The sequence below is a fragment of the Ventrimonas sp. genome, assembly GCF_048380235.1.
Lineage (GTDB): Bacteria > Bacillota > Clostridia > Lachnospirales > Lachnospiraceae > Brotaphodocola.
Genome location: NZ_DBFCCJ010000080.1, coordinates 1 through 11986 on the forward strand (window position 1 = coordinate 1; position 11986 = coordinate 11986).

At 46.2% G+C, this 11986-nt stretch carries 12 protein-coding genes; 6 read left to right on the forward strand and 6 right to left on the reverse strand.

Annotation, left to right across the window (positions count from 1 at the left end; all coding sequences use genetic code 11):
- Both tnpA and ACMP1L_RS12870 read right to left on the reverse strand, forming a co-directional pair.
- A partial coding sequence (tnpA, locus tag ACMP1L_RS12865; protein ID WP_418453284.1) for an IS200/IS605 family transposase occupies positions 1 to 383 on the reverse strand: 383 nt, incomplete at its 3' end.
- 267 nt (positions 384 to 650) lie between these two features.
- The gene (locus tag ACMP1L_RS12870; protein ID WP_418453262.1) at positions 651 to 1970 is read right to left on the reverse strand and encodes an alanine/glycine:cation symporter family protein; all 1320 of its coding nucleotides are present in this window, start codon (positions 1968 to 1970) and stop codon (positions 651 to 653) included.
- 134 nt (positions 1971 to 2104) lie between these two features.
- On the opposite strand from ACMP1L_RS12870, the gene ACMP1L_RS12875 reads away from it, so the two are divergent.
- The 5 genes from ACMP1L_RS12875 (at position 2105) to ACMP1L_RS12895 (ending at position 6495) form a co-directional block, all read left to right on the forward strand.
- Entirely contained in the window at positions 2105 to 2617 is a 513-nt protein-coding gene (locus ACMP1L_RS12875) for a MarR family winged helix-turn-helix transcriptional regulator (RefSeq protein ID WP_418453263.1), read from the forward strand.
- Positions 2618 to 2797: 180 nt separating this feature from the next.
- Positions 2798 to 3376 (forward strand): hypothetical protein, encoded by a 579-nt coding sequence (locus tag ACMP1L_RS12880; RefSeq protein ID WP_418453264.1) that lies wholly within the window; start codon positions 2798 to 2800, stop codon positions 3374 to 3376.
- Positions 3340 to 4200, forward strand: a complete 861-nt coding sequence (locus tag ACMP1L_RS12885) for a hypothetical protein (protein ID WP_418453285.1) — start codon at positions 3340 to 3342, stop codon at positions 4198 to 4200. The genes ACMP1L_RS12880 and ACMP1L_RS12885 overlap by 37 nt, the downstream gene beginning before the upstream one ends.
- Positions 4201 to 4215: 15 nt before the next feature.
- Entirely contained in the window at positions 4216 to 5406 is a 1191-nt protein-coding gene (locus ACMP1L_RS12890) for a MalY/PatB family protein (RefSeq protein WP_177304419.1), read from the forward strand.
- A 108-nt stretch (positions 5407 to 5514) separates the two neighbouring features.
- Positions 5515 to 6495: a zinc dependent phospholipase C family protein gene (locus ACMP1L_RS12895; protein ID WP_118733034.1), complete on the forward strand. Its 981-nt coding sequence runs from the start codon at positions 5515 to 5517 to the stop codon at positions 6493 to 6495.
- Between the two features lie 73 nt (positions 6496 to 6568).
- Here ACMP1L_RS12895 and ACMP1L_RS12900 read toward each other — a convergent pair whose 3' ends face one another.
- Genes ACMP1L_RS12900 through ACMP1L_RS12915 form a run of 4 tightly spaced genes read right to left on the reverse strand, consistent with a single transcriptional unit; the run spans position 6569 to position 10819 of the window.
- Positions 6569 to 8059, reverse strand: a complete 1491-nt coding sequence (locus ACMP1L_RS12900; protein ID WP_177304420.1) for a sodium:solute symporter family transporter — start codon at positions 8057 to 8059, stop codon at positions 6569 to 6571.
- 27 nt (positions 8060 to 8086) lie between these two features.
- Positions 8087 to 8416 (reverse strand): YhdT family protein, encoded by a 330-nt coding sequence (locus ACMP1L_RS12905; RefSeq protein ID WP_418453265.1) that lies wholly within the window; start codon positions 8414 to 8416, stop codon positions 8087 to 8089.
- A gap of 34 nt (positions 8417 to 8450) precedes the next feature.
- Positions 8451 to 9218 carry an enoyl-CoA hydratase/isomerase family protein gene (locus ACMP1L_RS12910; protein ID WP_177304421.1) on the reverse strand — a complete coding sequence of 256 codons (768 nt, stop codon included), beginning with the start codon at positions 9216 to 9218 and terminating at the stop codon, positions 8451 to 8453.
- Positions 9219 to 9250: 32 nt separating this feature from the next.
- Positions 9251 to 10819: an acyl CoA:acetate/3-ketoacid CoA transferase gene (locus ACMP1L_RS12915; protein WP_418453266.1), complete on the reverse strand. Its 1569-nt coding sequence runs from the start codon at positions 10817 to 10819 to the stop codon at positions 9251 to 9253.
- A 200-nt stretch (positions 10820 to 11019) separates the two neighbouring features.
- On the opposite strand from ACMP1L_RS12915, the gene ACMP1L_RS12920 reads away from it, so the two are divergent.
- Entirely contained in the window at positions 11020 to 11808 is a 789-nt protein-coding gene (locus ACMP1L_RS12920; protein ID WP_418453267.1) for a LuxR C-terminal-related transcriptional regulator, read from the forward strand.
- Positions 11809 to 11986: the final 178 nt, after the last annotated feature.

The following is an 11986-nucleotide window of genomic DNA, read 5'->3' on the forward strand; positions in this document are numbered from 1 at the left end:
TATCGTCGGATATTTTCTTCCGATACCGAGCCGATTGTTTCTACATAATATGAGTGATTCCAAAGTTGACCTTTCCAAAGTTTCTGGCGAATCGCCGGATATTTTTCAAAGAGTTTTCTTCCTGTAATTCCTTTTAAATACTTTACAATATCAGTCACTGACATTTTCGGTGGTGCAGACACAAAGCAATGGATATGATCACCTTCACCAGCTTCAAAACGATGAACTGTAAAACCTTTATCGGATGCTATTTTCTGAACCAGTTCTTTTAGATAAGTCTCAATCTCTGCCGATAAAATCTTCCTGCGATATTTCACAGACCACACCACATGGTAGTTGATATTGTATACACAAGTTCTCGAATGTATTAAATTCTGTTTCAGACGCTTTCATCTCGGCAATTGAATAACCGAGGATTCTCGCTTATTATCCTAAAGTGAAATACAGTATAGGTGGTTTTGATGTACTTGTCAAGGCGGTGCCGGCTTTCTCCATGCACTTATCGAAAATCTGTTTATTCCGTTTCTTCTCCGTTATCCTTCGGCACTCCGTCAAATTCTGTTACCTTTGCGTATTGTTTGTTTGATTCCATAGTGTCTGATTCCTCTTTTTTTCAGGTCTCATGACTGATTTTATTTTTGTCTATATAACTATTTGTTAGCTTTTATTTTCGGAAACTGCACATGCTCTGCCAGGAGCCACAGAGATAGAAGATTTGGATATGCCATCAGGCCATTCACCAGATCCGACACGATCCAGACAAGCTCCAGACGGCAGATGCACCCCAGCCAGACGGCCAGAAGATAAAGGATGGTATACAGATATTCCGTATTTACACCAGGACACAGGTACTCTGCCAGATAAGAAAACATCTGTCTTCCTATATAGTACCAGCCAACAATAGTGGCAAAAGCGAACGCAGCCATGCTGGCGGACACCAGAAATCCGCCAAAACCGCCGAGAATTTTGGTAAAACAGAAGGAGGTAAGGGCAGCGCCATCCAAACCAGACTCCATTCCTGCGCACAAAATCACCAGAGCCGTCAGCGTGCAGATCACAATCGTATCAACAAACACCTCAAACATGGCCCACATCCCCTGTTCCTCCGGTGTGGTATCCTCCGCCGCGCCATGCAGCACCGCAAGCGTTCCAAGTCCCGCTTCGTTAGAAAACACGCCCCGGGCCAGGCCAAAACGCACACTTCGTGAAAACAGAAATCCGGCAATTCCACCTCCGGCCGCCCCAGGCGTCCAGGCTTCTTTCAGAATCTGTCCAAGCACCACCGGAATGCTGCGTCGGCACACCACCAGAACCCACACGGAAAAGAAAAAATAAATCCCCGCAGACAGCGGCACAAACCAGGAAGTCATCCGGGAAATGCGCCGGATTCCTCCCCACACCACTGCAGCTGTCAGGGCCGTTACCAGAAGCGCCGCAATTTCCTGCTTCATACCGGCTTCATAGCAAAGTGTTTCACTTACCGCATTCGCCTGTACCATGCATCCCATCCCCAGAGAAGCCAGTACCGCAAACAGCGCATAAATCAGTCCCATGCTCCGGCAGCCCAGGCCCCGCTCCATGGACACCATGGGACCGCACTGCCACGCGCCATCCGGCCTGCGATAACGGTACTTCTGTCCCAGGCTGGTCTCCGTATAAGCCGTGGCCATGCCGATGAGGGCTGAAATCCAGAGCCAGAACACGGCACCGGGACCACCGGCAGTCAATGCCGTCGCCACGCCGACAATATTGCCTGTGCCGATGGTAGCAGCCAGAGCAGTGCAGGAGGTCTGGAATGAAGAAACCGAACCGTTTCCAAGACTTCCCACCGTCTTTTTCCACCAGTATGGCAGTTTCCGGATCTGGAATCCACCAGACTTCACGGTAAAGAACAGTCCTGTCCCCAGAAACAAAAGCATCGTCCACGGCCCCCAGACGATTTCGTGTAACAGCTGCAATGTCTGCTGCATGGTTATCTCCATACACATGCTATTCATTCTAACTTATGCACATGTAATTTGATATTTGTCAGTGAATGTTGTATACTGATAATCAGACTCAGGCTCTGTGCCTGAAGATTATCCCAAAAAGGACAAACGTTACTATGAGCAATGAAGAACCTTTATCTGGCACTCTGAATCTTACCATTCAGGATCTGAACCACAAAATTGACGCTATCTACCGCCACGGCTTACTGCAGGAAGAATATTCCCGTCAGGTTCACGACTACGGTGAGGGCAATCTGATGACAGAAACTGAAGCCCACACCCTAGGGTACATTTGCGATAACCACGAGGTCACCGTGACGCATCTTGCAGAAACCTTTTTCCGCACCAAGGGAACTATTTCCAAGCTTCTGGCAAGGCTGGAGGAAAAAGGACTCATTGCCCGCATACAGAGAGACGGAAATAAAAAATGGGTCTATTTTAAACCAACTGAAAAGGGATTGCGCGCCAATGAACTTCACCGTTCCTATGACCGCGTGAAAACACTGGAAATGCTGGAAGCGCTCCTCAAAGACAGCACTATAGAAGAAATCGAAAGCTTCTACAAAATTACCGCACTGCGGACCCTATTCTTAGAGAAGCGGCGGCAGAATAATTCAAACTCTTTATAATCTTCTGCATATAGTTTCATACAGAAACTATATACAATATTTTTCTCCATTTTTTATGCATATTGCTAATCTTTTTTAAGAAAATCGCCATTTTATTGACGTTTTTTTTAATATATGTTATCCTCATCTCATCAATTAGTTTCACAGTGAAACTAATTATCAAAAAAGGAGGATGGTACTATGTCACAAGAATCAAAACGCTATGCGGAAACTTATGGGGGCATGCTCGGAGCAGTCACGCCACTGATCGTCATGATTGGCTCCATGCTCGTGATGGTTGCATTTGGGATGCGCTCCACTAAGAATTTCTGGGCAGCCGGGTATCTTGCAGCTATGAGTGGCTTTCTTGTATATAAAGACAAAAAAGTCTTTCAGAAGGCTCTAATCAACGGTGTGCGCGATAACATCTTTGCATTTATGATTGCATGCTTCCTGTTCGCAGGTGTTATGTCCAAAATTCTAACTGCGTCTCATCTGGTAAATGCTCTGCTTTATGTACTTGCAAAAATCAATCTTTCTCCGGCCTTTATGCCGATTCTCTGCTTCTTCATGTGCGTGATTCTATCCAGCGCCACAGGAAGCGCAGCAGGTGCCATGAACACAGCCGGTCCGGTTATGATTCCGTTGGCAGTTGGTATGGGCTGTAATGTCAATCTTATCTGTGGGCCATCCTGGCAGGAAGCTGCTTCGGCGATAACCTGGCACCAATATCTGACACAACTATTGCTTCTTCTCTTTCCCAGGAAGTTGATGTCATGAAGGTAGTTCGTTCCCGACTGAAATATGCACTGATTGCAGGTGGTATCTCCACTGTGCTCTTTATCGCGTTTGGCTTTATGCAGAATGGGAACGGCACGGTCGAAGCAGCAACGGTAGATGCTACCTACGCATCCAGCCTGGTATTTCTGATTGTTCCGGTTCTCGTTGTTGTCCTGATGTTGACCGGACGTGGTCTTTTTACCGCCCTGCTGATCAGTGAATTAGTTGGCATCATCATGTTATTCTGCTTTGGTTATCTGACTCCGATGCAGCTTGTCGCTACCGACGGCCTGATTGCCACCGCATTTGAAGGCATGATCGGCTCCATTATCTTTATCCTGTTCATCTTCATCATGGTAAGCCTGATCCAGGAAGCCGGCGTACTTGACGCTATTCTGAATTTCATGAGAAAACATGCACAGTCCGAACGTTCCGCAGAGATTGCAGCCGGCGCTATGGTCAGCCTGGTCGGCATTGCAATCAGCAGCGGTACTTCCGCAATCTCCTTCTGCGGTCCGATCATCCGCCAGCTTTTGCGCCCATTCAAAATTGACCGTGCCCGCGCGGCAAACCTTCTGGATGGCCTTGGATGTGGCGTCGGCTATCTGGTTCCAACCAACCCAGGCTGTTTAAATCTGGCTGCAATTGCCATAGCAAGCGGAGTTGTGACAGATGGTTACAGCGCAATTTCTTTTGTAGGATACAATTTCCACAGCATGGCTCTGGCTGTTGTCTTCTGGTTCGCAATTCTCACCGGATGGGGACTCCGTCATGAGACCGATGAAGAGCTTGCCGCTGATGGCATCGTTATTGAAAATAAATAAAGAGGTAAAAACACTATGAAACAGTACGATCTTGAAACCGTGATCCGCCGCGTCGGTCTAGGCAGCGGAAAATGGGATGAAATTCAGAAAATTCTTGGCTATACCCCGGAGGATGTGATTCCCTTCTCCGTTGCGGATATGGAGTTTGTTCTTGCTCCGGAAATTTCCGAAGGACTCCAGAACTACTTAAAGAACTGTGTACTCGGCTACGCCCAGCCTACAGAGGAATACAAGGAAGCGGTAAAAGGCTGGCTGTCACGCCGCCACGGCTGGAACATCGAGACAGACTGGATCCGTGATACTCCGGGTGTCATCAACGCATTCTTCACCGCAGTCAAGGCATTTACCAAAGAGGGAGAAGGAGTCATGCTGATGACCCCCGTCTACTACCCCATGTACTTTGCGGTATCCCGCCACAACCGCAAGCTGGTGGAAAACAAGCTAGTCCGCACCGGTGATACCTACGAAATCGACTTTGATGATTTTGAAGCAAAAGCAAAGGATCCAAACACCAAACTCCTGATTCTCTGCAGTCCCCACAACCCAAGCGGACGTGTATGGCGCAGAGAAGAGCTGGAACGTATTGGCCGTATCTGTATGGACAATCATGTTCTGGTGGTTTCTGATGAAATCCACTTTGATCTGATAAGTCCGGGATATAAACATATTGTCTTTGCTTCCATCTGTGAGGAATTCGCAATGAATTCCATTACCTGTACCGCACCAAGTAAAACCTTTAACCTGGCTGGTCTCCAGACCGCAAACATCATTATTCCAAACCCAGAGCTTCGGGAACGTTTCTATGATGAGCAGAAGAAAGATGACGGCAATCCGAAATGTAATATTCTGGGGCTGGAGGCCTGCAAAATTGCCTACACTGAATGTGAAGACTGGCTGGAGCAGGTATTAACCGTAATTGAGCGCAATCGCCAAATTATCACAGATTTCATAAAAAAAGAGTTCCCGCAAATCCAAATTATGAAACTGGAAGGTACCTATCTTCTCTGGATGGATTTCAACGGTCTTGGCATTGAATGTCATGAGCTTGCTAAAATTCTGAAAGAGGAAGCGTACCTATTCTTCGATGAAGGCTTCATTTTTGGAGAATCCGGAGAAGGCTTCGAACGCTGGAATCTAGCCTGCCCGACCAGATACATTGAAGAAGGACTGAAACGTTTAAAAAACACCTTGCACAATCATATATAATTTTTTAATCACGCCCGAAAGGTACGCATAGCTTCTTCCCCCTTGCTTTGCGTGCCTTTTGTATTTTACCTCATCTTGTGCTATAATCCAGCTATAGGAGGTATTCTTATGCCCGGATTTACTACACACTATATCTTAGGAATGAAGGCCTACAACGACCTTCCCAACAATCAGTTAAAATACATCATTGCCAAATACCGCTGGCTCTACCAGCTGGGCCTGCAGGGGCCGGATATGTTTTTCTACAATATTCCCGTTCTGCGCCACCGGGACTACCGCAACGTTGGCTCCTATATGCATGAGCATCACATCCAGGAGTTCTTTGTCTGCTATCTGCAGCATTTAAGCGAAGTGAAATCCCGTCAACAGAGAGAAGAAGGACTGGCTTACTTCTGTGGCTATTTAAATCACTACATCGGAGACTCCATCTGTCATCCTTATGTGTATGGACGCATCGGCTACGATGCCAAAGCTCCAAACAGCCAGGCCCATGGCCGCCACGCTTCCCTGGAGAATGACATTGATGCCATACTCCTGTGGAAATACAAGCACAAAAAGCCTTCCCAGTTCAACCAGGCAGCAACCATCTGCTTAAACGGCATGGAAACCCAGTTTATCTCCCGTTTCCTTGCCGACTGTATCAATGAGACATATTATCCCATCACCTACAGCAACAACTTCCAGGTAACCCCTGCCATGATCCACCGTTCCATTCTGGCTTTGCGCTTCGGCTGCCGGACCCTGGCAGATCCAAAGGGATCCAAACGCAATAAGATTGCCTTCGTGGAGAAGCTGGTCCTGAAAAATCCAGTGGCATCCCAGAAGCTGGTCACCGATGAGATCAATAACCCACGTGAAGTCCTGAACATCGACCATGACATCTGGTGCAACCCCTGGGACCGCAGACTTGCCTCAAAAGCCTCCTTCCCTGACCTGTTCCGGCAATGCCTGCACAAGAGCAACAATGTCTACGCCATCATCAATTCCTATCTGACCGGCGAACTGCCAAACACCAAAGAAAACATGGACCGGCTGCTGGATGAGCTTGGAAGCTACTCCTACCACAGTGGACTTTTTGTTCCGGATTAATAATCCCAAATAGACAAGCGCCGATACAGAACCATTTCGTTCCGTATCGGCGCTGCTTATTTATATGCAGATTTTACTGTTCCGGGTAATCTTTTCCGAACCAGGTGGCAATGATGCCATATGGCGTTTTTGGCGTTACCAGCGAAACGGCCACCATAATGATGGTGGAAAGAAGCGTTGCCATAACTGCCGCGTTCATTCCAAGAGATAACGGAAGGATGCCCTTATCAATCAGAAGGAACAGCGCAATACCGCTGATGATTCCGGCTACTGCGCCGTACTCATTTGCCGGTTTCCAAAACAGACCTAACAGCAATACATGGAAGAATGCTACCGTCATACCACCACTTGCATAAGTAATCAGGGAGGCCAGCAGTTCCGGCGGGTCACATGCAAACAGGAATACAATAATTGCAACTACAATGATACTACACATATTCAGCTTCTTGACTGTCTCTGGCTTTGCGTTCGGATTAATCAGCTTGCTGTATATGTCACTCACAAAGGTACCTGCAAGAGATACAACCATACCGCCTACAGAAGACTGAACCGCGCCGCACACACCGGCAAGAACCAGTCCTGCTGCCCACGGCGGCATTGCCGTAACAGCCAGTGTCGGGATACCAAGATCTGCGGTTGCAAGACTTCCCTCCGGGAATAGATACTTGATTGTAAAACAGAGTCCATTTAAGCCTAACAGCCAGATTGCCACAACTACGGTTCCGACCTTGATTGCCTGATGCAGGGTACGGGAATCTTTATAAGTCAGTGCCGTCATCGTAACATGCGGCAAGGTAAACGTAGCCATACCCCAGAGGAACGCGAAGGAGAATACCATTCCAACACCCTTTACCGGCATAAACCACTCCGGCTGCTGCTCAATCAGCGCCTGGATGGTCCCGGTATAACTGAGGCCGGTGCTGCGGATTCCCATGAAAAACAGGATTATAACAGATACCGTCATAACAATGCCCTGAATCACGATTGCTGTTGCTACACCCTTAATGCCGCCTGTCACAGCTGCAATGATAACCAGTACGGTGAAGATTGCCAGACCGATACGGTAATCCTGACCGGTCAGAATCTGGAAGATTCGTCCGCCGCCCGTAATAGTCGAAACCGCAAATGCTCCCAGAAAGAAGAGTACGACAAAGCTGCACAAAAAGCCAACCAGCTTATTTTTGTTATAACGGTGCATCAGAAGTTCCACAAAGGTCTGGGAATTTGTTCTGCGGGCTACAATGCCTACACGTTTGCCGATTAGTCCCAGTACCATGAAATTGGAACACATAGACCAGAAACAGCATACCATCCAGATAGCGCCGAAGGTATAGGTAAAACCCGGCACACCCATGAACACACCAGCTCCCGCAACACCTGCAGAAACCATCATAGCAGTCATCAGAATACCACCATCACGGCCACCGGTATAGAATTTGCTGATATAGTCTCCCTTGCCTTCCTTCATGGCCCGCCGGGAATAAAGACTGTATCCCAGCAACAGAATCGTATAAATTGCAAACACAGCTACAATTGTAGTTCTTGTACTACTTGACATTTCCATAAAAGACTGCCCCCTTTCTACCCGGCATTATTTCTTTTCTCTCGGTTTTACAGTTCCACGCTCTGTAATGTCCATATCCCGGTAAACAAAGGTAGTGATCAGGATTACTGCGACTACCATACCGATCAGAATGCAGATTTCACAGAAAATCCAGAGCGGAAAACCAAAGACATACGTATAATGCTGCGGATCAGGTCCGTTTACCATGTAAAGATTCAGGATCATCAGAACCGTAAAGACACAAAAGGTTCCAATGGTAACCCAGAATTCTTTTGCAGTCTGGACAAAACGCTCATCCGGCTCAATCTCAGAAAACTCATAATCGCGGCTATTCGGATCTATTTCTCTTTTTCTCATATGTAATCCCCTCTGCCATCATGGCCTCTACAAACTACTTTCCGTTAAATTCCGGTACTCTCTTCTCAGTAAACGCTGCAATGGCTTCCTTGAAATCATGAGAGTACATCATGTTGTCCATGAAGCTGTTCTGCTCTACCATAAACTGATCATACAGTCGGGCATCCATGTTGCGGCAGAAATTCTGCTTGAAGATGCTGACTGCGCGATAGCAGGATGCGGCCATCTCATGAGCAAATTTATCTGCCTCATCCCAAACCTCTGCCTTCGGAACTACCTTCATGACAGTACCATATTGATACAGCTCCTCCGCCGTAACCGGATTGCCGGTAAATGCCATCCATTTCGCCTTATGTAATGGAACGATCATGCGGGCAAATACGCCTGCCGCCGGAATTCCAAGCTTTACTTCCGGGATACCAAATTTCACACCCTCTCCTGCAATGATAAAGTCACTGGCTGCCGCAACGCACATGCCTGCCCCCATTGCCGCACCCTGTACCGCACAGATAACCGGCTTCTTGCAATCCCATACGGCACCAGCTGCCTTGCCGCAGCACTCTGCGGAGTAGTTGGCCTTGGTGCGGGAATCAAAGGAATCAAATGCGCTGATATCATTTCCGCCGCAGAAAATTTTTCCATTGGCACGAACTACCACAACCGCAACGTCATCGCGTTCACCCAATTCCAGAAGGGTATTTGCAAACTCTACGTACATCTCGTTTACAAATGCGTTTGCCGGTCCTCTATTTAAGGTTACATAAGCAATTTTATCTTTTACTTCCATTAAAATATCCGACATGTTGTTTCCTCCGTTTTTTGTTATTGTTGTGTTCAGCCTTTCATAATCGCCTTTAAGCCGCCCCAGTCTTCCTGGAACAGTGCTGCGTCCATTTCTTTTAAATCCGGAGAGATGACCGGCTTAAAATCCATGTTTGCCAGAATATCCTTCTCCAGATCAATGCCCGGTGCAATCTCGGTCAGCATCAGTCCATCTTTTGTCAGTTCAAATACACCTCGTTCAGTGATATACATAACGTCCTGTCCGGACTCTACCGCATAATCACCACTGAAGGTAACCTGCCCGACTTTGGAAACAAACTTTCGGAACTTTCCTTCATTTATAATGTGAATCTTACCGTCTTTTACTTCGGTCTGAAGCTTACCTGCCATAAAGGCGCCACAGAAAATAACTTTCTTTGTCGGTTGGGTAATATCTATGAAACCACCCGGTCCGTTAAAACGTGGTCCAAATTTGCTGACATTGACATTTCCGCGTTCATCTGTCTCGGCAAGTCCAAGAAATGCTGCTCCAAGTCCGCCACCGCAGTACCAGGTGAACTGTACATCCTCATCCAGGAAACACTCCGGATTCCAGCAGTTTCCGAATGCTTTTCCGGTAATGGCAACACCTCCTACGGTTCCAGATTCACTGGTTAAGGTAACATATTTTCCGCATTTTTCTTCATTTACGACAGAAGCAATATTCTGCGGGATACCAATGCCAAGATTAATGCTGGTTCCCTTCTTTAACTCCATAGCCGCACGGCGCGCAATCACTTTTGCTTCCGTTAAAGGCAGCTTTGGAAATTCAGCCAAATCTGCCTTTATATTGCCTGCCATAGCCGGATTATAAGCAGATGCCTCATTTTGTTGGTGAGTATGAATATCTTCATTGATGACTACATAGTCGATAAAAATTCCCGGTACATGAACGGTTCTTGGGTGGATAGTTCCAGCTGCTGCCTTATATTTTGCCTGTGCGATGACAATACCGCCACATTGCTTCACAGCCATAGCCAGGGAAAGGGCCTCACTGTTGATACTCTCCTCCTCGAAAGTCAGATTTCCGTGAGTATCGACGGTAGTTCCACGAATCAGTCCTACATTCAACACCGGCTTTGGATAGAACAGATATTCCTCTCCTTCAAAATTAATTACTTTACAGATATCTTCTGTAGACACCTGGTTCACCTTGCTGCCCTCCAGACGTGGATCCGCATAGGTTTTTAATCCAATCTTAGTCATCAGACCCGGGCGACCAATCGCAATCTCATGATACATATGAAGAATATTTCCCATCGGCCAGCAGTACGCCTCAATCTTGTTTGTATTACACAGTTCCATAATTTTCGGGGATGCTCCTAAAAATCCACCATTCCAGCGTTTCAGCATTCCCTCATGTGCCCAGTGATCCCACCCATATTCGGTGATCGGGTTATTGCCCTGGTGCGCGCCATAGAAAAGGGTCAGATTTTTCGGTTCTCCGGTTTCCAGAAATCTGGCTTCCGTGGAGCGTATCACGTCCTCACAAAGTCCCATCAGTGCCATTCCTGCAGAAGCAACCGTATCACCATTCTTGATGAGGTGTGCCGCTTCCTTTGCTGTAACAAATCCTTTCAATTCCGCTCCTCCTTCGTTATTTTTTTATCATTTATCACAATTATACTAAATCTCAGAAAAATTTATATGGATTTTCTGTTTCTTTCCACGGAATTCCGGTTCTATTTTCTGTGCGTTTATACTGCAAAACTAGCAGTTTTTTTGACAAAATAGCAGTTTTGTGCTATATTATATACAGTGTTTATAGAAGGATGGTCTTTATGGCAGAAAATTTACTAAACTATGAATGGCAGGCACTTTCGCAGCTTATCTACCGCATGAATCGCTGTAGAGATTATATGGAATTTTCCAGAACAATTCTTGAACAAATTCAGAGTATTATTCCCTTCTCCCAGGGACTTGTTTTTAAAGCATCCAGAACAGACAACGCTATTACCTTGAGCAATGCCGCTATCGTTCCCCAAAGTCCGGAATTGCAGTATTATGTTGATAAATATATGACAGGATCCTATTCTCCACGTTGGATTTCCTATCTAAACAGTCCATGGAGCAGTGTATTCCGTTATTCCAACATTACACCGGACAATTCCTGGACTGATACTCCGATTTATATAGATATTTTAAAACCACAGAATTTATACTATGCAATCTATATGACTTTCGTCCATCGTGACCAGCCGCTTGGAGCCATTGCCATATGGCGAAAGAATGGACAGGAGGATTTCAGTGACCGGGAATTGTTTATGCTGGAAATGCTGAAAATTCATATTGAGCTAAAGCTGTTCTATCTTCTAAACTTTGAAGTAACGCCCAAGACCTTTTCCGCATATTCCAAGCGCTCCAACCTTACTCAGTTCGCAGAGGAAAAAGGGCTTACCAAACGAGAACTGGAAATTCTCCAGCTTATAAACAACGGCAAAAACGGGCCTGATATCTGTGAGCAGCTTTATATCAGTGATTCTACGCTGAGAAAACATATTCATAACATTTATCAGAAACTGGAAGTTAAAAATCGCGTTCAACTGTTGCAGTCACTTAAAAAAATATGACAGGCAAATTAGCTTGCGATGTGCAGGATATCGCAAGCGTTACCAAAGATTAAGTCGCCGCCATCCATTTTACGGGTAGTGGCGATTTGTTATTTTCTCCCAGTATTTTCATGTAAATACAAGTTAATATTTCAGTTAAAATCTTGCATATTATTTTAATGTATCATATAATACTTAT